15 protein-coding genes are annotated in these 23303 nt (G+C 68.0%); 6 read left to right on the top strand and 9 right to left on the bottom strand.

What is annotated here, in order from left to right; all coding sequences use genetic code 11:
• From LGM42_RS29175 to LGM42_RS29165, 3 genes are all read left to right on the top strand, one after another.
• Positions 1-3114, top strand: coding sequence for an MdtB/MuxB family multidrug efflux RND transporter permease subunit (locus LGM42_RS29175; protein WP_060313371.1), 3114 nt, complete (start codon positions 1-3; stop codon positions 3112-3114).
• 3 nt (positions 3115-3117) lie between these two features.
• The gene (locus LGM42_RS29170; RefSeq protein ID WP_059644051.1) at positions 3118-6426 is read left to right on the top strand and encodes an efflux RND transporter permease subunit; all 3309 of its coding nucleotides are present in this window, start codon (positions 3118-3120) and stop codon (positions 6424-6426) included.
• Positions 6427-6672: 246 nt separating this feature from the next.
• Entirely contained in the window at positions 6673-7056 is a 384-nt protein-coding gene (locus LGM42_RS29165; protein ID WP_226234077.1) for a VOC family protein, read from the top strand.
• A gap of 144 nt (positions 7057-7200) precedes the next feature.
• On the opposite strand, the gene LGM42_RS29160 is transcribed toward LGM42_RS29165, so the two are convergent.
• Complete coding sequence (locus tag LGM42_RS29160; protein WP_226234076.1) at positions 7201-8691, bottom strand: NYN domain-containing protein; 1491 nt, start codon at positions 8689-8691, stop codon at positions 7201-7203.
• A gap of 282 nt (positions 8692-8973) precedes the next feature.
• On the opposite strand from LGM42_RS29160, the gene LGM42_RS29155 reads away from it, so the two are divergent.
• Entirely contained in the window at positions 8974-9603 is a 630-nt protein-coding gene (locus tag LGM42_RS29155; protein WP_099316228.1) for an SDR family oxidoreductase, read from the top strand.
• Positions 9604-9688: 85 nt separating this feature from the next.
• Here the strand turns inward: LGM42_RS29155 and LGM42_RS29150 are convergent, their stop codons facing one another.
• Positions 9689-10237: a peroxiredoxin gene (locus LGM42_RS29150; protein WP_060313349.1), complete on the bottom strand. Its 549-nt coding sequence runs from the start codon at positions 10235-10237 to the stop codon at positions 9689-9691.
• A gap of 279 nt (positions 10238-10516) precedes the next feature.
• Between LGM42_RS29150 and cdpA the strand changes: the two genes are divergently transcribed.
• Both cdpA and LGM42_RS29140 read left to right on the top strand, forming a co-directional pair.
• Entirely contained in the window at positions 10517-12259 is a 1743-nt protein-coding gene (gene cdpA / locus LGM42_RS29145; RefSeq protein WP_226234101.1) for a cyclic di-GMP phosphodiesterase CdpA, read from the top strand.
• Between the two features lie 27 nt (positions 12260-12286).
• Entirely contained in the window at positions 12287-13798 is a 1512-nt protein-coding gene (locus tag LGM42_RS29140; protein WP_060313341.1) for an HDOD domain-containing protein, read from the top strand.
• A gap of 89 nt (positions 13799-13887) precedes the next feature.
• Here LGM42_RS29140 and LGM42_RS29135 read toward each other — a convergent pair whose 3' ends face one another.
• From LGM42_RS29135 to LGM42_RS29105, 7 genes are all read right to left on the bottom strand, one after another.
• Entirely contained in the window at positions 13888-14682 is a 795-nt protein-coding gene (locus LGM42_RS29135) for an ABC transporter substrate-binding protein (RefSeq protein ID WP_226234075.1), read from the bottom strand.
• Positions 14683-15036: 354 nt separating this feature from the next.
• Positions 15037-16080: a succinylglutamate desuccinylase gene (astE, locus tag LGM42_RS29130; protein WP_226234100.1), complete on the bottom strand. Its 1044-nt coding sequence runs from the start codon at positions 16078-16080 to the stop codon at positions 15037-15039.
• Between the two features lie 7 nt (positions 16081-16087).
• Complete coding sequence (gene astB / locus LGM42_RS29125) at positions 16088-17428, bottom strand: N-succinylarginine dihydrolase (RefSeq protein ID WP_060313332.1); 1341 nt, start codon at positions 17426-17428, stop codon at positions 16088-16090.
• Positions 17429-17442: 14 nt separating this feature from the next.
• Positions 17443-18906 carry a succinylglutamate-semialdehyde dehydrogenase gene (gene astD / locus LGM42_RS29120; RefSeq protein WP_226234074.1) on the bottom strand — a complete coding sequence of 488 codons (1464 nt, stop codon included), beginning with the start codon at positions 18904-18906 and terminating at the stop codon, positions 17443-17445.
• A gap of 7 nt (positions 18907-18913) precedes the next feature.
• Positions 18914-19945 (bottom strand): arginine N-succinyltransferase, encoded by a 1032-nt coding sequence (astA, locus tag LGM42_RS29115; protein WP_059573960.1) that lies wholly within the window; start codon positions 19943-19945, stop codon positions 18914-18916.
• Entirely contained in the window at positions 19942-21009 is a 1068-nt protein-coding gene (aruF, locus tag LGM42_RS29110; RefSeq protein WP_059573961.1) for an arginine/ornithine succinyltransferase subunit alpha, read from the bottom strand. The genes astA and aruF overlap by 4 nt, the downstream gene beginning before the upstream one ends.
• A 30-nt stretch (positions 21010-21039) precedes the next feature.
• Positions 21040-22272 carry an aspartate aminotransferase family protein gene (locus LGM42_RS29105; RefSeq protein WP_059573962.1) on the bottom strand — a complete coding sequence of 411 codons (1233 nt, stop codon included), beginning with the start codon at positions 22270-22272 and terminating at the stop codon, positions 21040-21042.
• Between the last annotated feature and the right edge of the window lie 1031 nt (positions 22273-23303).

The following is a 23303-nucleotide window of genomic DNA, read 5'->3' as shown; positions in this document are numbered from 1 at the left end:
ATGAATCCATCCCGCCTCTTCATTCTCCGGCCGGTCGGCACCGCCCTCCTGATGGCGGCGATCATGCTGGCCGGCCTCGTGGCGCTGCGCTTCCTGCCGCTCGCCGCGCTGCCCGAGGTCGACTACCCGACGATCCAGGTCCAGACCTTCTACCCGGGCGCGAGCCCCGAAGTGATGACGTCGTCGGTCACCGCGCCGCTCGAACGCCAGTTCGGGCAGATGCCGTCGCTGAACCAGATGTCGTCGCAAAGCTCGGCCGGCGCGTCGGTGATCACGCTGCAGTTCTCGCTCGACCTGCCGCTCGACATCGCCGAACAGGAAGTGCAGGCCGCGATCAACGCGGCCGGCAACCTGCTGCCGTCCGACCTCCCCGCCCCGCCGATCTACGCGAAGGTGAACCCGGCCGATGCGCCGGTGCTCACGCTCGCCGTCAAGTCGAAGACGCTGCCGCTCACGCAGGTGCAGGACCTCGCCGACACGCGCCTCGCGATGAAGATCTCGCAGATCGCCGGCGTCGGCCTCGTGAGCCTGTCGGGCGGCAACCGGCCGGCCGTGCGGATCCAGGCGAACCCGACCGCGCTCGCGCAGTACGGGATGAATCTCGACGACCTGCGCACGACGATCTCGAACCTGAACGTCAACACGCCGAAGGGCAACTTCGACGGCCCGACGCGCGCGTACACGATCAACGCGAACGACCAGCTGACGAGCGCCGACCAGTACAACAGCGCGGTCGTCGCGTACAAGAACGGCCGCCCGGTGATGCTGACCGACGTCGCGACGGTCGTCGCCGGCTCGGAAAACACCAAGCTCGGCGCATGGGTGAATGCGGACCCGGCGATCATCCTGAACGTGCAGCGCCAGCCGGGCGCGAACGTGATCGCGACCGTCGACGCGATCAAGGCGCAGTTGCCGAAGCTGCAGGAGACGCTGCCGGCCGCGCTCGACGTCGAGATCGTCACCGACCGCACGACGATGATCCGCGCGGCCGTGCGCGACGTGCAGTTCGAGCTGCTGCTCGCGGTCGCGCTCGTCGTGCTGGTGATGTACCTGTTCCTCGCGAACGTCTACGCGACGATCATCCCGAGCCTGTCGGTGCCGCTGTCGCTGATCGGCACGCTCGCGGTGATGTACATGGCCGGCTTCTCGCTGAACAACCTGTCGCTGATGGCGCTCACGATCGCGACCGGCTTCGTCGTCGACGACGCGATCGTGATGATCGAGAACATCGCGCGCTACGTCGAGGAAGGCGAATCGGGGCTCGAGGCCGCGCTGAAGGGCTCGCGGCAGATCGGCTTCACGATCATCTCGCTGACGGTCTCGCTGATCGCGGTGCTGATCCCGCTGCTGTTCATGGGCGACGTGGTCGGGCGCCTCTTCCACGAATTCGCGATCACGCTCGCGGTGACGATCGTGATCTCGGCGATCGTGTCGCTCACGCTCGTGCCGATGATGTGCGCGAAGCTGCTGCGCCATTCGCCGCCGCCCGAGAGCCATCGCTTCGAGGCACGCGTGCACCGCGCGATCGACTGGGTGATCGCGCGCTACGCGGTCGCGCTCGAATGGGTGCTGAACCGCCAGCGCTCGACGCTCGTCGTCGCGCTGCTGACGCTCGGGCTGACCGCGCTGCTCTATGTGTTCGTGCCGAAGGGCTTCTTCCCCGCGCAGGACACCGGCGTGATCCAGGCGATCACGCAGGCGCCGCAGTCGATCTCGTACGGCGCGATGGCCGAACGCCAGCAGGCGCTCGCGGCCGAGATCCTGAAGGACCCGAACGTCGCCAGCCTCACGTCGTTCATCGGCGTCGACGGCAGCAACATCACGCTGAACAGCGGCCGGATGCTGATCAACCTGAAGGCGCGCGACGAACGCGGCGAAACGGCCGCGCAGATCATCCGCGGCCTGCAGCAGCGCGTCGCGAACGTCACCGGCATTTCGCTGTTCATGCAGCCGGTGCAGGACCTGACGATCGACTCGACGGTCAGCCCGACGCAATACCAGTTCATGCTGACGAGCCCGAATTCGGAAGAATTCGCGACCTGGGTGCCGAAACTCGTCGCGCGGCTGCAGCAGGAGCCGTCGCTCGCCGACGTCGCGACCGACCTGCAGAGCAACGGCCAGTCGGTGTACATCGAGATCGACCGCGCGAGCGCCGCGCGCTTCGGCATCACGCCGGCGACCGTCGACAACGCGCTGTACGACGCGTTCGGCCAGCGCATCGTGTCGACGATCTTCACGCAGTCGAACCAGTACCGCGTGATTCTCGAGTCGGAGCCGAAAGAGCAGCACTACGCGCAATCGCTGAACGACATCTACCTGCCGTCGGCCGGCGGCGGCCAGGTGCCGCTGTCGTCGATCGCGTCGTTTCACGAGCGGCCATCGCCGCTGCTGGTCGCGCACCTGTCGCAGTTCCCGTCGACGACGATCTCGTTCAACCTCGCGCCGGGCGCATCGCTCGGCGAAGCGGTCAAGGCGATCGAGGCCGCCGAGAAGGACATCGGCCTGCCCGGCTCGTTCCAGACGCGCTTCCAGGGCGCGGCGCTCGCGTTCCAGGCGTCGCTGTCGAACCAGCTGTTCCTGATCCTCGCGGCGGTCGTCACGATGTACATCGTGCTCGGCGTGCTGTACGAGAGCTACATCCACCCGATCACGATCCTGTCGACGCTGCCGTCGGCCGGCGTCGGCGCGCTGCTCGCGCTGATGATCACCGGGCACGACCTCGACATCATCGGGATCATCGGCATCGTGCTGCTGATCGGCATCGTCAAGAAGAACGCGATCATGATGATCGACTTCGCGCTCGAGGCCGAACGCGTCGAAGGCAAGCCGCCGCGCGAGGCGATCTACCAGGCGTGCCTGCTGCGCTTCCGGCCGATCCTGATGACGACGCTCGCCGCGCTGCTCGGCGCGGTGCCGCTGATCGTCGGCTCCGGCGCGGGCTCCGAGCTGCGCCAGCCGCTCGGGATCGCGATCGCCGGCGGCCTGATCGTGTCGCAGGTGCTGACGCTGTTCACGACGCCCGTGATCTACCTCGGCTTCGACTCGCTCGCGCGCCGCATGCGCGGCTGGTTCGAGCGGCACGGCCCCGACGCCGGCACGCGCACGGACGTGTAAGCGATGAACCTGTCGCGTCCCTTCATCACCCGCCCCGTCGCGACGACGCTGCTCGCGCTCGGCGTCGCGCTCGCGGGCCTGTTCGCGTTCATCAAGCTGCCGGTGTCGCCGCTGCCGCAGGTCGACTTCCCGACGATCTCGGTGCAGGCGTCGCTGCCGGGCGCGAGCCCGGAGACGGTCGCGACCAGCGTGACGAGCCCGCTGGAGCGGCACCTCGGCTCGATCGCGGACGTCTCCGAAATGACGTCGACGAGCACGGTCGGCAATGCGCGGATCATCCTGCAGTTCGGCCTGAACCGCGACATCGACGGCGCCGCGCGCGACGTGCAGGCCGCGATCAACGCGGCGCGCGCCGACCTGCCGGCCGCGCTGAAGAGCAATCCGACCTACCGCAAGGTCAACCCGGCCGATTCGCCGATCATGGTCGTGTCGCTGACGTCGGAGACGGCGTCGCCGGCGAAGGTGTACGACGCCGCGTCGACGGTGCTGCAGCAGTCGCTGTCGCAGATCGACGGGATCGGCCAGGTGTCCGTGAGCGGCTCCGCGAACCCGGCCGTGCGCGTCGAGCTCGAACCGCAATCGCTGTTCCACTACGGGATCGGCCTCGAGGACGTGCGCGCGGCGCTGGCCTCCGCGAACGCCAACGCGCCGAAGGGCGCGATCGAGTTCGGCCCGCAGCGCTTCCAGCTCTACACGAACGACCAGGCGTCCCAGGCGTCGCAGTACCGCGATCTCGTGGTCGCCTACCGCAACGGCTCGGCCGTGCGGCTGTCCGACCTGTCCGACGTCGTCGATTCGGTCGAGGACCTGCGCAACCTCGGTTTGTCGAACGGCAAGCGCGCGGTGCTCGTGATCCTCTACCGCTCGCCCGGCGCGAACATCATCGAGACGATCGACCGCGTGCGCGCGGCGCTGCCGCAGCTCACCGCGTCGCTGCCCGCCGACATCACGGTCACGCCGGTGCTCGACCGCTCGACCACCATCCGCGCGTCGCTGAGGGACACCGAGCACACGCTGCTGATCGCGATCAGCCTCGTCGTGATGGTCGTGTTCCTGTTCCTGCGCAACTGGCGCGCGACGCTGATCCCGAGCGTCGCCGTGCCGATCTCGATCGTCGGCACGTTCGGCGCGATGTACCTGCTCGGCTTCTCGATCGACAACCTGTCGCTGATGGCGCTGATCGTCGCGACCGGCTTCGTCGTCGACGATGCGATCGTCGTGCTCGAGAACATCTCGCGGCACATCGAGAACGGCAAGTCGCGGATGCAGGCCGCGTTCGACGGCGCGCGCGAAGTCGGCTTCACGGTGCTGTCGATGAGCATCTCGCTCGTCGCGGTGTTCCTGCCGATCCTGCTGATGGGCGGGATCGTCGGGCGCCTGTTCCGCGAGTTCGCGCTGACGCTGTCGCTCGCGATCGCCGTGTCGCTCGCGGTGTCGCTCACGCTCACGCCGATGATGTGCGCGCGCCTGCTGCCCGACCGGCACAACCCGCAACGCGAGGGTCGCTTCGGGCGCTTCCTCGAACGCGGTTTCACGCGCATGCAGCGCGGCTACGAGCGCTCGCTGTCGTGGGCGCTGCGCCGGCCGCTGTTGATCCTGCTGACGCTGTTCGCGACGATCGGGCTGAACGTCTACCTGTACGTCGTCGTGCCGAAGGGCTTCTTCCCGCAGCAGGACACCGGGCTGATGATCGGCGGCATCCAGGCCGACCAGTCGACGTCGTTCCAGGCGATGAAGCTGAAGTTCTCCGAGATGATGCGGATCGTGCAGGGCAACCCGAACGTGAAGAGCGTCGCGGGCTTCACCGGCGGCACGCAGACCAACTCGGGCTTCATGTTCGTCACGCTCAAGGACCGCACCGAGCGCAAGCTGTCGGCCGACCAGGTGATCCAGCAGTTGCGCCCGCGGCTGGCGGACGTCGCGGGCGCGCGCACGTTCCTGCAGGCGGCGCAGGACATCCGCGTCGGCGGCCGGCAGAGCAACGCGCAGTACCAGTTCACGCTGCTCGGCGATTCGAGCGCCGACCTGTACAAGTGGGGGCCGATCCTGACCGAGGCGCTGCAGAAGCGCCCCGAGCTGACCGACGTGAACTCCGATCAGCAACAAGGCGGCCTCGAGGCGATGGTGACGATCGATCGCGCGACGGCCGCGCGGTTCGGCATCAAGCCCGCGCAGATCGACAACACGCTGTACGACGCGTTCGGCCAGCGGCAGGTCTCGACGATCTACAACCCGCTGAACCAGTACCACGTCGTGATGGAAGTCGCGCCGAAATACTGGCAGAGCCCGGAGATGCTGAACCAGGTGTGGATCAGCACGTCGGGCGGCAGCGCGAACGGCTCGCAGACCACCAACGCGGCCGCGGGCACCTTCGTCGCGACCTCGGCCGGCACGTCGAGCGCCGGCACGGCCGCGCAGAGCGCCGCGGCGATCGCATCCGACTCCGCGCGCAACCAGGCGCTCAACGCGATCGCGGCGAGCGGCAAATCGAGCGCGTCGTCGGGCGCGTCGGTGTCGACGTCGAAATCGACGATGATCCCGCTGTCGGCGATCGCGACGTTCGGGCCGAGCACGACGCCGCTATCGGTCAACCACCAGGGGCTGTTCGTCGCGACGACGATCTCGTTCAACCTGCCGCCGGGCGTGTCGCTGTCGCAGGCGACGCAGATCATCTATCAGACGATGGCGGAGGTCGGCGTGCCGCCGACGATCGTCGGCAGCTTCCAGGGCACCGCGCAGGCGTTCCAGCAGTCGATGAACGATCAGCCGATCCTGATCCTCGCCGCGCTGCTGGCCGTCTACATCGTGCTCGGGATCCTGTACGAGAGCTACATCCACCCGATCACGATCCTGTCGACGCTGCCGTCGGCCGGCGTCGGCGCGCTGCTCGCGCTGCTGCTGTTCAAGACCGAGTTCAGCATCATCGCGCTGATCGGCGTGATCCTGCTGATCGGCATCGTGAAGAAGAACGCGATCATGATGGTCGACTTCGCGATCGACCAGACGCGCAACAACGGGAAGTCGTCGTTCGACGCGATCCACGAGGCGTGCCTGCTGCGCTTCCGCCCGATCATGATGACGACGATGGCGGCGCTGCTCGGCGCGCTGCCGCTCGCGTTCGGCAGCGGCGACGGCGCCGAGCTGCGCGCGCCGCTCGGGATCGCGATCGCCGGCGGCCTGATCATGTCGCAGGTGCTGACGCTCTATACGACGCCGGTCGTCTACCTGTACATGGACCGGCTGCGCGTGTGGGCCGAGAAGCGGCGCAATCGCCGCGGCAACAGCGGTGGGCCGGCCGTCGCCGGCGAGTGACGAAAGCGGCCGCCCTCGGGCGGCCGTCTTTTGCGCTTGATTGCAGTGTTTGATTGCAGTGTTTGATTGCCGGGTTTGATTGCGGGGTTTGATTGCGGGGTTTGATTGCCGGGTTTGATTGCCGGGTTTGATTGCCGGGTTTGATTGCCGGGTTTGATTGCAGGACTTGGTGGACGGACTTGTTTGCCGGCCGCGATCGGCTATCGTGTATCCATGCCCACCCCATTCCCGTCCCGGAATCTCGCCATGAACGTCCAGCTCAACCATACGATCGTCTGGTGCCGCGACAAGCATGCGTCGAGCCGCTTCCTCACCGAGTTGCTGGAATTGCCGCCGCCGACGCCGTTCGGCGCGATGCTGGTCGTCGCGCTCGACAACGGCGTGTCGCTCGATTTTTACGAACAGGCGGGGGAGATTCGGTCGCAGCATTACGCGTTCCTGATCGACGAAGCCGGCTTCGATCGTGTGCTCGGGCGCATCCGCGAACGCGGGTTGCCTTACTGGGCCGATCCGGCGAAGCGGCAAGCCGACGACATCTACCGCCACAACGGCGGACGCGGCGTGTACTTCGACGATCCGGACGGCCACTTTCTCGAAGTGATGACGCGACCGTATGCGCTGAACGGTTAGTGGAAGAAGGCCGGCATCGCGCCGGCCACGGGGCGGCGGGCCTCGCAACCGCGCTGCTTCATGCGAACGCGCGGCCTGTGCCTGCGCCCCATCCGGCCCGCACTTCGCGGCGGCGCGACGGATGGCGCTTCAGCAGGCAGGCCCTTACTCGGCAGCCTCGGCCGTCTTGCGCGGCCGCCGCGCGCGCGGCGCCGCCTTGCGGGCCGGCTTCTTCGGCTTGGCCGGGGCCGGCGCGTCAGCGACCGCTGCGATCGGTTCGGCGTGTACGGGAGCATCGTGCGCGGGCTCCCCGACAGCATCGCCGCCGGTTTCACCGCGTGCCGGCGCCGCGCCGGCGGCTCGCCCGTCGTCATGTTCCGCGTCGCGATGCATCGCTTCGGCATGCTTGCCGCCGCCGTGCTTCGCGTCGCCCCGCGGGGCGTCGCCTTCCTGCACCGCCGCCTGCCGGCCGGCGCTCTTGCCGTCGCCGCCCTTCTTCGTACCGGCCTTCTTCGCGGGGGTCTTGCGAGCACGCTTGCGTGCGGTCTTCGCTTCATCGTGCCCGCCCGCCGGTTCGCCGTGCGCGGCTGCGGCTTCGCCGACGGTCACATCGGCTTCGTCAGCTTCGGTGAATTCGACCGCCGTCTCGACCGGCTCGTTCTCCTGCACGAACGGCGTGCCGAACGGCGTGCCGAATGGCTCGCCAACCGGCTCGCCGTGCCGCCCGCGTCCGCGGTGATGGCGCGGCTCGCGCTCGGCCTGCACCGGCTCCGCCGGGCGCCGGCCGTGCTGGGCCGGTGCGTGTTCGGCCGCCACGGCGTGCTCCGCGGCCGACTGGCGGGCCCGCGACACGAACGCGCCCGACTTGTCGTCGCGCCCCACTTCGAGCAGGCCGCGCGCCTGCGCCTCGTCGAGCAGGTTGCCGAACGCACGGAACCCGTAGTACGACTCGTTGAAATCCGGCTTGCGGCGCTTGATCGCGCTCTTGAGCACCGACGCCCAGATCTTGCCGACGTCGTCGCGCTCCGACGCGAGCGCGTCGAACGTCTCGACCGCCAGCGCGATCGCCTCGGCCTTGCGCGCCTCCATGTCGTGCTTGCGCGACGGCTCGTCGGGCCGCTTCGCGCCGCCGTTGCCCGCACGCTGCTGCTGTTCGCGCTTCGCGAGCGCACGCTGCTGCTCGCGCACCAGATCGTCGTAGAAGATGAATTCGTCGCAGTTCGCGACCAGCAGGTCCGACGTCGATTTCTTCACGCCGACGCCGATCACCTTCTTCGCGTTTTCGCGCAGCTTCGACACGAGCGGGGAAAAATCCGAATCGCCGCTGATGATCACGAACGTATCGACGTGCGACTTCGTGTAGCAGAGGTCGAGCGCGTCCACGACGAGCCGGATGTCGGCCGAATTCTTGCCCGACTGGCGCACGTGCGGAATCTCGATCAGCTCGAAGCTCGCCTCGTGCATCGACGCCTTGAAGCCCTTGTAGCGATCCCAGTCGCAATAGGCCTTCTTCACGACGATGCTGCCTTTCAGCAGCAGGCGCTCCAGCACGGGCTTGATGTCGAATTTCTCGTACTTCGCGTCGCGCACGCCGAGCGCGACGTTCTCGAAGTCGCAGAACACGGCCATGCTGACGTTGTCCAAGGGTAATGCCATGTGTACTCCAACCGGTGGGCCGACGCGTTATTCACACGTAGCGGCGAAAAATGCATCGCGCACATGATAGCCGGTCGGCGCGTCATTCCCGCATCCGGGCGAATGAATGCACGCCGGCATCCGTCGTGCCGGTACGCCCGCAGCCGGTCGCCCGCGCCGGTACGCCCGCGCCGGTACGCCCCTTATTACGCCCCCACCGCCGGGCCGATTCGACATTACACTTGAGTTATCGGTCGTCCGTCCCTATCTACACGGATGACGCATCGAGCAAGGAGCGGTTTCATGACGACGAAGGTACTGCTGATTGGCGCGACCGGACGAACGGGCCAGGCCTGCGCGGATCTGCTGCTCAAGCAGCCGGAGTTCGAGGTCACGGCGCTCGTGCGCCGGCACGGCTATGCGCTGGCGGGCGCACGGGTCGTCGAGGCCGATCTGACGAACGATTTCTCGCACGCCTTCCAGGGCATCACGCACGTGATCTACGCGGCCGGCTCCGCCGAATCGGAGGGCGCGGCCGAAGAGGAGCAGATCGACCGCGACGCGGTCGCCCGCGCGGCCGACTACGCGCTCGCGTTCAACGTGCAGAAGCTCGTGGTCGTCAGTTCGTTGTCCGCATACCGGCCGGAGCACGGGCCCGACGCGCTGCGCCACTATTCGCAGATGAAGCGCGAAGGCGACGACCGCGTGATCGCGTCCGGCGTCGATTACGTGATCCTGCGCCCGGGCCCGCTCACGGACGATCCGGGCGTCGGCAAGATCGCGCTGACCGACACGTGGCTCGATCCCGCGCCGCCCGTGTCGCGCCAGGACGTTGCATGGGCCGCGATCGAGGCGATCAAGCTCGGCATCTCGCGCAAGATCGTCGGCTTCGTCGGCGGCGGCGTGCCGATCGAGCAGGCGCTGCGCGCGTAACGGCAACGGGCGGCCGCGCGCAGGCCGGGCGTTCCCGTGCCCGCGGCCCGCACGACGGGCCGTTTTCACGCGCGCGGGCAGCCGCCTACTGCTTCGGATGCGCATCGGCCCACGCCTTCACGGCCGCGAGCGTGTTCTCGACGTGCTTGTCCGGCGACAGGCTCGTGTATTCGTACAGAATCTTCCCTTCCGGCGAAATCACGTACGACACGCGGTTCGCGCGGTCGAGCGCGGGCAGCTTCGCGTCGTATTCGCGGATGATCTTCGCGTCCGGGTCGGCCGCCACCGGGAACTTGCTGCGGCACTCGCTCACCGAGAACTTCGTCAGCGTGTCGATGTTGTCGGCCGACACGCCGATCACCGTCGCGCCGTAAGCCTTGTAACGGTCGACCGCGTCCGCGAACGCATGCGCCTCGATCGTGCAGCCCTTCGTGAACGCCGCCGGATAGAAATACAGCACGACGGGGCCCTGCTTCCGCGCGTCCGCCAGCGAGTACGTGTACGTCTTGCCGCCCAGCGACGCCTGCGTCGTGAAATCGGGCGCCGCGGCGCCCGGCTTCAGTTCCGCCTGCGCCAGCAGCGCATGGCCGGCCACCAGCGCCGCCATGGCGCCCAGCAACAGTTTTCGCTTCATCTGCGTCCTCATTTCTTATAAAGTCGGCCTCAATACAGGCCACGCGGGCGTTCGCCTGTCGAACATCCGCGTAGAAGATCCGGCCCCGCGGCAGCGCCGCCTGGGGCCGGCCCGTTAAAGATTTCTGACAGTCTGCCGTTATTCCTTCCGGACAACCGGTTCCAGCCCTTCACGTCAGCGAGAAACATGGAAGCCAACAGGAAACAGACGTCACGCAAGGGCTCCTGGCGCAGCGCCTTGCATACGCTGCGCCGCTTCGCTCGGTCGGGCGGCGCGCTGATGCCCGCGCGCGCCGTCGCGCCGCGACGCGACGACTCCGTGCGCAACTGGCTGGAACAGACGGTCGGCACGGTGGATTTCCTCGCCCACGTCGACCGCGAGCTGCGCTTTCTGTACGTGTCCGACGCGAGCCTGCGCTTCATCGGCTACCACCGCGACTACCTGCATACGCTCACGTTACGCGACCTGATCGCCGAACAGGATACCGCGGCGCTCGAAGGGCTGCTCGCTCGCGCCGCGCGCTCCGGCCAGGTCGAGAAGGCGACGATGTGCATCGTCAAGTCGCTCACCTACCCGCTGGACGTCGAGGTCCGCGCGTTCAAGAGCCGCCACCACGGGGTCGACGGCTTCGCGATCGCGGCGTTCGACGTGTCGTCGTGGCGCGCGCTCGAGGCCCGCCTGACGTACGAAATGCACCACGACCCGATGACGGGGCTCGACAACCTGTCCGCGCTCGTGCCGGCGCTGATGCGCGCGCAGCAGACCGCCGACGAGGACGGCACCTGCGCCGCGCTGCTGCTGCTCGACCTCGACGACTACCAGCGGATCAACCGCGCGCTCGGCTACGACGCGGGCGACACGCTGCTGCGCGAAACCGCGCAGCGGCTGAAGGCGCTCGTCACGCCGAACGAGCAGCTCGCGCGCGTCGCGAGCGACAAGTTCGCGGTCGTGCTGGGCGCACCGGACCGCACGCAGGCGAGCCATGCCGCCGACGCGCTCGCGCGCCGGCTGCAGGCCGCCGTGCGCGAGCCGTACGTATTCCAGGGGCAGACCGTGCACCTGTCCGCGAGCATCGGCATCGCGCTCTACCCCGACGAACGTGCCGCGCCGCATCGGGCGCAGCATCACAGCCCGCTGCTGCGCCGCGCCGACCACGCGCTCGCGCAGGCGAAGGCCTCGGGCGGCAACGCGCTCGCGTTCCACGCGCCCGTCGACGATCCGGCCGACGCCGAACGGCTCAAGCTCGAAGCCGACCTGTACGACGGCGTGCGCAACGGCGAGTTTTCGCTCCATTTCCAGCCGATCACCCACAGCCAGTCGGGCGCGGTGGTCGGCGTCGAGGCGCTGATCCGCTGGCGCCATCCGGTGCACGGCCTCGTGCCGCCGGCCACCTTCATCCCGCTCGCCGAATCGATCGGCCTGATCAACTACCTCGGCAACTGGGTGCTCAAGGCCGCGTGCATGCAGCTCGTCGCCTGGGACGGCCAGGGGCTCGCGCTGCAATACGTGGCGGTCAACGTGTCGCCGCAGCAGTTCCGCGACCCGCGCTTCACGCAGAGCGTGCGCGAGGCGATCGCGCTGACCGGCATCGACCCGCGCCGTATCGTGCTCGAAATCACCGAAAGCCTGCTGATGCACGATCCCGCGCACGCGAAAATGCTGCTCGAGGAACTGACCGATCTCGGCATCCGCTTCGCGATCGACGATTTCGGCACCGGCTATTCGAGCCTTGCCTATCTGCAGCGCTTCCCGCTCGCGAAGCTGAAGATCGACCGCAGTTTCGTCGAGAACCTGCTGACGTCGCGCAACGACCGCGCGATCGTGTCGGCGGTGGTCGGCCTCGCGCAGACACTGGATCTCGAGCTCGTCGCCGAGGGCGTCGAGACCGAGGCGCAGCGCGAGCTGCTGACGGAGATGGGCTGCAATCACATCCAGGGCTGGCTCGTCTGCCAGGCGCTGCCGTCCGAGGAGCTCGCGCGGCGCTTCGCGGCGCAGCAGCTGCACCTGCACGCCGCCGCCTGACGCGCGCGGCGAACCGGACGGATCCGTATGTCAATCACCGAACACCTGCCCCGCACCGCGCTGCTCGACAAGCTGTGGGCGCGGATGAACGAACGGGGCGATTTCCCGCTGCTGTCGGAATCGCTGCGCGCGACGATGGCCGCGATGAAGAACGACGATCTCGACTTCACCGCGCTCGTGCGCGTCGTGCTGTCGGATTTCGCGCTCACGCAGAAAGTGCTGCGGCTCGCGAACTCCGCGATGTACATGGCGTTCGGCGGCAACATCACCACCGTGACCCGCGCGCTGATGGTGCTCGGCATGGATGCCGTCGGCCATCTCGTGGTCGGGCTCAAGCTCGTCGACCATTTCCATCAGAGCACGCCGCGGCGCATCGACGCGAAGCTGGAGCTGAACCGCGCGCTGCTGTCCGGCTGCGTCGCGCGCAAGCTCACCGAGCGCGCCGAACTGCGCGCGGGCGAGGAAGCCGTCGTCTGCACGCTGATGCGCCAGGTCGGCAAGCTTCTGGTGGTCTGCTATCTCGACAGCGAGTGGGACCGCATCCGCCGCCGCGCGGCGGAACTGAACGGCGACGAATCGGCCGCCTGCACCGACGTGCTCGGCGTCGGCTTCGACGAGATCGGTCTCGAGGCAGCCGCGCGCTGGCGGCTGCCCGACGTGATCCGCGCGGGGATGGCCGACGGCGACCACGCGGCGCACGCCGACGCATTCGACGACGAAGACGGCGACGCCCGCCACGCGGGCCCGGCCGCCGACGACGGCCCGGCAGCGCGCATCCGCTGGCTGCGCGCGGTGAGCCGCTGTTCGACCGACGTCGCCGGCGCGCTCGTCATGCCTGCCAGCGCGCAGCGCGACGCGCGCATCGCGGCGCTCGCGCAGCACTACGGCGCCGAGCTCGACATGGAATCCGAGGCGATCGTCGAAATCGCCGAGCGGCTCGCGCGCGAGGAAGCGAGCGACACGGTGATGCGCGAGATCGTCGAGCTACGCGCGAACGCCGATGCGATCGCGCGCGCGCAGGCCGAACCCGAAGCATGCCTCGAAGCCGGTCTTGCCGACCTGCGTGCGCTGCCGTCCGAGCACGTGCTGACGCCGGTGCTCGCGCTCGCGTCGGAAAGCCTGCTGGCCGGCCTCGCGTTCACGCGCACCGTGATGTTCGTGCGTCACGACGACGGCACGTTCGCCGCGCGCCTGGGCTTCGGCCCCGGCGTCGATACGGCGCTCGACCGGCTGCGCTTCGACGAGCGCTTCGAGCCGGACGTGTTCCATCTCGCGATCACGAACTCGGTCGGCATCTTCATCGAGCAGGCGCGGGAGCCGAAGATGGTGAAGCGCCTGCCCGCGTGGTATCTCGACGCGTTCGACGACACGCGCGCATTCGTGCTGCTGCCCGTACGCGTCGGCGCGACGAGCGTCGCGCTGCTGTACGGCGACTGGGCCGGCGCGCAGCCCGCGCGCAAGATCTCGCAGCAGGAGATGGCCGTACTCAACGAGCTCGCACGCGAGCTGGGGCGGTTCTTCGCCGCGCAGCCGGGCTGACGGCCGGCCCGCCGCTGCCGTTTTCGCTGCCGAAAAGCAAACCGGCCGCATCGGCGGCCGGTTTTTTACATCGTGCGCGTACGAAACGCTTACTTGAGCGTGACGGGCACGCTGAAGTACTTCTTCGCGAGGTTGTCGATCGTACCGTCGGCCTTCAGTTCCTTCAGCGCCTGATCGAGCGCGGTCTTCAGCGCCGCGTCGTTCTTGCGCAGGCCGAAGCCGACGCCCGAGCCGAGGATCTCGGCGTCGCTGACCGTGCCGCCCGCGAACCCGAAGCCCTGGCCTTGCGGCTTCGTCAGGAAGCCCTTCGAGCCGGCTTCCGAATCCTGGAAGGTCGCGTCGAGACGGCCCGACTTCAGGTCGGCATAGGCCAGATCCTGCGTCTGGTACGGCACGACTTCAACGCCGGCGGGCGCCCACTTCTTCTTCGCGTACGCTTCCTGGATCGTGCCCTGCAGCACGCCGACGCGCTTGCCCTTCAGCGCTTGCGGGGTCGGCAGCAGGCCGCTGCCCTGCTTCGCGATCAGCTGGTTCGGAATCGTGTAGATCGGATCGGTGAACGCGATCGCGTGCTTGCGCTGGTCGGTGATCGTCATGTCCGAGTTGATCGCGTCGAACTTGCGCGCCTGCAGCGCCGGGATCAGGCCGTCGAAGTCGTTCTCGACCCACACGCACTTCGTCTTCAGCTTCGCGCACACCGCGTTGCCGATGTCGATGTCGAAGCCGGTCAGCTTGCCGTCGGGCGTCTTGTATTCGAACGGGGCGTACGAGGCCTCGACGCCGAACCGGATCTCCTTCAGATCCGCGGCAAACGCGGTGCCTGCCGCCACCGCCGATGCCGCCACCACCGCATGCGCGGCCACTTTACGCCAATCCAACTTCATCAGGTGTTCTCCTCGATACTCGAATGTTCCGAAACGACGGGCGCATCCATCATTGCAGGGTCGGATGAGACCGGCAATGCCGACGCCGCGCCGTGATGCGGCGCAACAGCCGCAAGGCCGCGATTGTACCAATCCGCGCGGCCCGGCATGGCGGAGCGGGCGTCGGCGCGCGATGCTGCGCCGCGTGCCCGGCGGCCGCCACGCGACCCGCCGAACTTGCAAGACGGTGTCGCAAACAAGCAAGCGCGACGCACGCGCCGTCTGCGCGGCGGGCGGGCGTCATCGCAAAAATTGAAGGAGCCCCGGGACGATGCGCACGCCGAGCGCCGCCGCGGCCCGCACGGTCGCGATCGATCAGACGAGTGCGGCCAGCGTCTCGCGCGTCGTGTCGATCACGAGCAGGCCCGCGCGCAGCCCGGGCTTCACGGTCGGGTTCGGAAACACGATCCGTTCCTCGTCGTGCGTCACCGTGTAGCGGTAGTCGCCGTCCCGTGCGAGCACGGTGCCGCGTGCGAATGCGGTGAAGTTCGCGACGTCGGCCGCGACGAACAGCTCGAGCGCGTCGCTCTGCTTCGTGATCTGGTCGATCACGGTGAACACGCGCGGCAGCGGCGGACGGCCGCCCTCGGCCGCGTCTTCACGCCGCTCGCCCGACACGAGCTTGCGCACCGCACGATCGGCCGGCGCGAAACGCGCGAGGTCGTTCTGGCCGAACGGCCGCACCTTGCCGAGCTCCAGCGTGCACGCGAGCGCACCGCACTGCTCGGCCGTGAAATGCGAATACGTGTTGCCCTTCGCGGTGTGCAGCAGCACGGCCGCGATGCGCGCATCGCCGAGCCATTCGACCATCGCGCGCGTGGGCGGCGTGCCCGTGTGCGGCAGCAGCGCGAACTGCTCGAATGCCGACGCACGGATCGCCGTATGCATGTCGATGTGCCAGCGCGCGCTGCCCGCCGGCGCCGCCGCGAAGAAGGCGGATGCCGCCGCTTCGAGCCGCGCGGCGCGCGGCGCTTCGCGGCTCGCGGGCACCTGCGCGTGACGGCCGCCGAACAGGCGGTTCAGGTCGTCGTCGAGATAGCGTTCGCCCGCGCGCATCGCCGGCACGTTGCCGAGCACGACGAGCAGCCGGCACGCGAGCGGCAGCGCGCCCGACGCGAGATCGCGCACGAGCATCGACAGCAGTTCGATCGGCGCGGTCTCGTCGCCGTGCACGCCGGCCGACACGAGCACGCTCGCGCGCGCCGCGGCGTCAGCGGCGGCAGGCTCGAACGCGATCAGCCCGTCGCCGAGCCATTGCCAGCGCACCGCGGCGCCCGCGCAGGCGCCGTGCGTTTCAGCCGGCGCACCGCCCGCCAGCGTGAACGCGAGAAAATCGTCGAGCAGCGCGGCGGCCGGCATCCGTGCCTCAGCGCTGGAAGTCATACAGCGAACCGACGCGCAGGATCTGCGTGAGCTCGTCGAGCGCCGTGCGCGATTCGTCGAGCAGCGCCGGATCGGCGAGGTCTTCCGGTGCGAGGCGATCGCGATAGTGCTTGTCGATCCACGCGTCGAGCGACGCGAACAGCGTGTCGTTGATCCACACGTTCGACGTGACGGCCGCGCGCTCCGCTTCGTTCAGCACGACGCGCAGGCGCAGGCAAGCGGGGCCGCCGCCGTTCTTCATGCTTTCGCGCAGGTCGAACACGAGCACGTCGCGGATCGGGCCGTTGCCGGCCGCGAGATGGTCGAGGTAGGCGGCGACCCGCGCGTTCTCACGGCATTCCTGCGGCACGACGAGCACCTGCGAGCCGTCCGCGCGCGACAGCAACTGGCTGTTGAACAGGTAGGACGTGACGGCATCGTTCACGCTCACGGCCGCATCCGGCACCTCGATCACGTTCAGGCGCGCGCCGCGCGCGTCGAGCGCGGCGGTCAGCGTGTCGTAGATCGCCTGCTTGTTGACGAACGCGCGTTCGTGCGTGAACAGCGTGTCGCGGTTGCCGACCGAGATCACGTCGTTGTGGAACACGCCCGCGTCGATCACGTCCGGATCCTGCTGCGCATAGACCGTCGCTTCCTCCGCGAGCCCGTGGCGATGCGCGACCGCGCGGCTCGCCTCGAACGTCTGGCGCGCCGGGAAACGCTTCGGCTCCGGCCCGCGACGGTATTCCGCGCGGCCGTACACGAAGAATTCGACGCCCGGCTTGCCGTACTCGGCGCAGAAGCGCGTATGGTTCGCCGCGCCTTCGTCGCCGAGCGCCGGCGTGCCCGTCAGCGCTTCATGCACCGCGAAGTGCGCGGGGTCCGCGAACAGCGTCGACAGCGTGCGGCGCGTCGCCTCATGCTCGATCGCGCGATGCAGCTTGCTGCACAGGTTCGCCGGCGTGAAGTGCACGCGGCCGTCGTTCGTGTCGGCCGACGGGCTGACGGTGGCCGCGTTCGCGGTCCACATCGCCGACGCCGAGCTCGCCGCGGCGAGCAGCTCGGGCGCCTGCTTCGCGGCCTTCGCGATCACGTCCGCGTCCTTGCCGGAGAAGCCGAGCTCGCGCAACAGGCGCAGCGACGGCCGCTCCTGCGGCGGCAGCACGCCTTGCGCGAAGCCGAGATCCGAGAGCTGCTTCATCTTGCGCAGCCCCTGCTTCGCGGCCGCCTTCGGGTTCGCGGCCGACTTCTCGTTGTTCAGCGACGCCACGTTGCCGAACGACAGCCCGGCGTAGTTGTGGGTTGGGCCGACGAGTCCGTCGAAATTGGCTTCTTGTGCGTTCATCGTCGCTCCCTCGATCAGAAATGCAGGCCCGGCGACAGGCTCGCGGGCAAGGTCAGTTGCGTGCTTTCCACCGACGCCATCGGGTACGCGCAATAGTCGGCCGCGTAGTACGCGCTCGGGCGATGGTTGCCCGAGCGGCCCGTGCCGCCGAACGGTGCGGCCGACGATGCGCCGTTGGTCGGGCGGTTCCAGTTGACGATGCCGGCGCGGATCGTGCGGCGGAAGTGCTCCCATGCCTTCGCGTCGTCGGCGAGCAGCCCGGCGGACAGGCCGAACGCCGTGTCGTTCGCGCGCTCGATCGCTTCGTCGAACGTCGCGTAGCGGATGATCTGCGCGAGCGGGCCGAAGTGCTCTTCGTCGGGCAGGTTCGCGACGCCCGTCACGTCGACGATCGCCGCATTCACGAAGCCGAGGCGCGGATCGCGCTGCGCCATCGCGATGATCGGCTTCGCGCCCCGCTCGACCAGGTGCGCCTGCGCGTCGACCAGCTTCGCGGCCGCGCGTGCCGAGATCACCGCGCCCATGAACGGCTGCGGATCGGCATCGAACACGTCGGCGGTGATCTTCGACGTGACGTCGGCGAAGCGCGCGAGGAAGCGGTCGCCGAACGCGCCCTGCGGCACGAAGATGCGGCGCGCGCACGTGCAGCGCTGGCCGGCCGACAGGAACGCCGACTGGATCGTGTGATGCACGGCCGCGTCGATGTCCTCGACTTCGCCGATCACGAGCGGGTTGTTGCCGCCCATCTCGAGCGCGAGCACGATTTCCGGACGGCCGCCGAACTGCCTGTGCAGCAGCGTGCCGGTATCCGAGCTGCCGGTGAAGAACAGCCCGTCGATCTGCCGATGGTTCGCGAGCGCGATGCCGGTGTCCTTCTCGCCCTGCACGAGGTTCAGCACGCCGGCCGGCAGCCCGGCTTCGCGCCACACCTCGACCGTCGCGCGCGCGACGCCCGGTGCGAGTTCGGACGGCTTGAACACGACCGTGTTGCCGGCGATCAGCGCCGGCACGATATGACCGTTCGGCAAGTGGCCGGGGAAGTTGTACGGGCCGAACACGGCCACGACGCCGTGCGGGCGATGACGCAGCACCGCGACGCCGTCGGCCATGTCCTGGCGCTTCTCGCCGGTGCGTTCCTGGTAGGCCTGGATCGAGATGGCGACCTTCGCGGCCATCGACGCGACTTCGGTGCGCGCTTCCCACAGCGGCTTGCCGGTTTCGCGGCCGATCGCGGTCGCGATCGCTTCCTTGCGCTCGGTGAGCAGCGCGGCGAAACGCTTGACGATGTCGCAGCGCGCGTCGAAGTCGAGCGCCGACCAGCCGGCGAACGCGCGGCGCGCGCTCGCGACCGCACGGTCGACGTCGGCCGCCGACGCGCTTTCGCCCTGCCATGCGATCGCGTCGGTGCCCGGGTTGCGCGAAGCGAAGACGGGGCCCGAGCCTGCGACCCAGGCGCCGTCGATGAAGAGTTCCGTCATGATTCGTTTATCCCTGTTTGACTTTGAGCGGCAGCACGCGAACCGGATCGCCGGCCTTCACGTCGAGCGCGGCGGCATCGTCGGCCGATAGCACGAACGCGCCGTTCGCGACCACGCCCGGCGCGACGCCCACGCGGAAATCGTCGAGCGACGTGTTCGACACGAGCGACTTCGGTACGTTGTCGGTTGCGTCCGGCGCGCCGATCGCGACCGGCACGACGACGCTCTCGCGCACCGTGCGCAGGTCGTTCACATGGCATTCGAGCACCGGGCCCGCGTCGAAGATATCGACGTGATTCTGGTAACGCAGCCCTTCGGCCTCGAGCATCTTGCGGGCCGGCAGCGTGTCGCGGTGCGTGAGGCCGACCGCGTCCTGCGCGTCTTGCGGCAGCAGGTCGACGTACACCGGGTAGCGCGGCATCAGTTCCGCGAGGAACGACTTGCGGCCGTGCGAGCTGAGGTAATCGGCCGCGTTGAAATCGATCTGGTAGAAGTGCGAACCGACCGCACGCCAGAACGGCGACGTGCCGTCCTCGTCGAAGTGGCCGCGCAGTTCCGCGCAGATGCGCTCCGGAAAGCGGTCGCGGAACTGCGCGATGAACATGAAGCGCGAGCGCGACAGCAGGCCGCCGACGCCGCCCGTGCGGTAGCGCGGGCTCAGGAACAGCGAGCACACTTCCGCGTAGCCCGTCAGATCGTGCGAGATGTTCAGCGCGGACATCCGCGTCCACACGCCGAGCTCCTGGCTCGCGTGCACGACCGTGCTCACGCGGTAGTTGTAGAACGGCTGCTCGAGGCCGACCTGCGTCTCGATCCCGCACACGCCCGCGATGTCGCCCGTCTTCGAATCTTCCATCACGAAGAAGTAGCCGGCTTCGCCCGGCGCCGCCTTGCCCTCCAGCGTGCGGCGCGAGCGTTCGATGCGCGCGGCGAGCGCGTCGCGGTCGGGCTTGAACGTGGTCAGGCCCGGCCCGGTTTCCTGCGCGAGCGACACGAGCGCGTCGACGTCGCCCGTTTGTACGACACGAACGACGATCATGCTGCGTCTCCCTTCGATTCTTCATCGTCGCGGCGATGCAGCGGCACGCAGCGCACGACATCGCCTTCCTTCACGTCGAGCGCCGCGCGCACGTCGCCGGCCAGCGGCGCCTCGGCGCCCCGCGCGTCGGCGGTCTCGCCCGGCAGGTCGGCCAGCACGCAGCGGAACGATTCGCCACTGCCCGTCGACACCAGGTACGCGACGTCGCCCTGCTGATGCGCGGCCTCGCGCACGACGCGCTCCGCGCCGTGCTTCACGCACGCGGTGCGATCGACCTGCGCGGTCAATACCGGGCCCGCGTCGAAGATGTCGACGAAGCGGTCGGGCTCGAAGCCTTCCTCCAGATGGATGTCGTATGCGAGCAGCGCCGTTTCGTTCGGCTCGCCGAGCACGCGCTGCGCGGCTTCCGGCAGCAGCGGTACGTAGAGCGGATAGGCCGGCATCACTTCGGCGATGAACGTGCGGCTGCGGCCGCCCGATGCGATGTCGACGTCGGTGAAATCGCGGCCGAAGAACTTGCGGCCCACCGCTTCCCAGAACGGCGATGCGCCGTTGCCGTCGCTCACGCCGAGCAGCAGCGTGAATACTTCGGGCGTGAAGCGGCGGCGGTTCGCGGCGATGTACATCATCCGGGCGCGCGAGATCAGGTGCGCGGCCGCGTCGCCGCGCAGCGACGGATCGACGTAGAAGCCCGCGAGCCGGCTCTTGCCGGTCAGCTCGTGCGACATCGTGAGCGCATGGATCTTGCGGTTCACGTGCAGCTCGCGCGACGCGTGGATCAGCGCGTCGTTGCGGAACGCGTAGAACGGTTCCGAGTAGCCGGCCGCGGCCACGATGCTCGCCGTGCCGAGCAGCTTGCCGGTCGACGAATCCTCGAGTACGAAGAGGTAGAACTCCTCGCCGGCGAAGTCGACGTCCGCGCGAAACGAATCTTCCGAGAGCGCCACACGCGCTTCGAGCGCCGCGCGGTCGTGCGGCAGCGAGTGCAGGACCGGCTGCGCGGTGCGCGCCATGTGCGCGAGCGCATCGAGATCCGTGAGTTTGCCGGGGCGAACAAATAGCATCGTCGTTCCTGTCTGCGATGGGGGCGCCGATCAGCGCGCGGTGGCTTCCTGGGCCGCGACCACCTGCTCGACTGCCTTCTCGAAGCGCTTCACGCCTTCGTCGAGCAGGTCGAACGGGATCACGAGCGACGGTACGAAGCGCAGCACGTTCGGGCCGGCGATGAGCATGATCAGGCCTTGCTCGGCGGCGGCGGTGACGAAGTCCTTCGCGCGGCCGTCGAATGCGGCGGTGAGTTCGGCGCCGACCAGGAGGCCCTTGCCGCGGATGTCCTTGAAGATGCCGAAGCGCGCGTTGATGCGTTCGAGCGCGCCCTTCAGGCGCACGCTGCGTTCGCGCACGCCTTCGAGCAGGGCCGGGTCGCCGATCAGTTCGACGACCTTGTCGGCGATCGCCGATGCGAGCGGGTTGCCGCCGTACGTCGTGCCGTGCACGCCAACCTTGAAGTGCGCGGCCAGTTCGTTCGTCGTCAGCATCGCGCCGATCGGGAAGCCGTTGCCGAGCGCTTTCGCGGTCGTCAGGATGTCGGGCGTGACGCCCGTGTCCATGTAGGCGTAGAACTGGCCCGTGCGGCCGACGCCCGTTTGCACTTCGTCGAAGATCAGCAGGGCGTCGTTCGCGTCGCACGCTTCGCGCAGTGCCTTGAGGAACGCCGGATCGGCGGGAATCACGCCGCCTTCGCCCTGCACCGGCTCGACGATCACCGCGCAGGTTTTCGGGCCGATCGCGGCCTTCGCGGCTTCGATGTCGTTGAACGGCAGGTGCTTGATGCCTTCCGGCACGGGGCCGAAGCCTTCCGAGTATTTCGGCTGGCCGCCGACGCTGACGGTGAAGAACGTGCGGCCGTGGAACGACTGCACGAACGACACGATTTCGACTTTATCGGCGCCGTGGCGGTCGAAGGCGACGCGGCGCGCGAGCTTCAGTGCGGCTTCGTTCGCTTCCGCGCCCGAGTTCGCGAAGAATGCGCGGTCGGCGAAGGTCAGCGATTCGAGGCGCTTCGCGAGGCGCAGGACCGGTTCGTTCGTGTAGCCGTTGCCGATGTGCCAGAGCTTGCGGCCTTGTTCGTCCAGCACCTTCAACAGTTCCGGGTGGCCGTGGCCGAGTGACGTGACCGCGATGCCGCACGCGAAGTCGATGTATTCGCGGCCGGCCGTGTCCCACACACGCGAGCCCTCTGCACGGTCCGGCACGAACGGCGCGGGAGAGAATACCGGCACCATCACTTCGTCGAATGTCTGGCGGGTCACGGTCGAGGTCGTCATGGTCGTTCCTTTCGGTTTCGTAAGAGGGTTCAACAGGATCAAGTTTAGGTAAGGGTGACGCAAGCGTCTTGCGGAATTGCGACGGGTTCTATCGGAAGGTTTGGGTTTTGCCCTTCCGGGCAGGTCGGTTGGTAGCTGTGGGTCGGTATTTTGCGGCTTTTTCTCGCTGTCTCGGGGGCGCTTCCGGGGTCGTGAAATTCCTGTGATCGTGTCGGTCTATTAGCGTCGCCCCTCCGCGGGGCAGCGGTCACTTTTCTTTGTCTTGCCAAAGAAAAGTAACCAAAAGAAAGGCGCCCGAAAACGCATGACTTACCGGTGCCATGGCGCCCCAGAGTGGTCCGCACAAAAGTGTCCGCGCCAGTCAGGACCCCAGAGTGGTTCGAGCAATGGTTCTGACACCACTCGCTACCCCACAGAGTGGTATACCGTCCGCTAGCTCCATCCTCGCTGCGCTCGGCTGCAAGGTACTTCAGGGCGGGCGGTTGCGTTCGTGCTTCCTCCATCGGGCGTCGACGGCCAGGCACTTTTTCTGCTCTTCGCATTTGCGTATCCGAATCGTTTGACCATCGGTGTCTTCGCGAGACGATGTATTTGCGCCCCCATTTTTCTCGCGAGCAGAACGGCGAATTCCCGTTTATCGAAAGCACGTTGGGGGTCGATGTCGGAATTGGTTGGGATGGACCTGTCGGCCGAGCGAAGCGAGGACGGAGCTAGCGGACGGTATACCAGTCCGTGGGGTAGCCAGTGGTGTCAGAACCATTGCTCGAACCACTCCGGGTTCGTGACTGGCGCGGACACTTTTGTGCGATCCACTCTGAGTGCCATGGCACCGGGAGGTCATGCGTTTTCGGGCGCCTTTCTTTTGGTTACTTTTCTTTGGCAAGACAAAGAAAAGTGACCGCTGCCGAGCCTATCCGAACCTTTGTGTGTGAGGCATAAACTGATGGCCAAGGAGCCACGTTATGCCACGCAAACGTAAGGAAGAAGCGACCGTAGAACCGGGCAAGGGCTTGAACCTGGACCCGGAACTG

Source organism: Burkholderia sp. AU39826 (assembly GCF_020419965.1).
GTDB classification, from domain to species: Bacteria; Pseudomonadota; Gammaproteobacteria; order Burkholderiales; family Burkholderiaceae; genus Burkholderia; species Burkholderia semiarida.
Note: the sequence above shows the minus strand (reverse complement) of the source record. Positions and strands in the feature narration are given on the sequence as shown.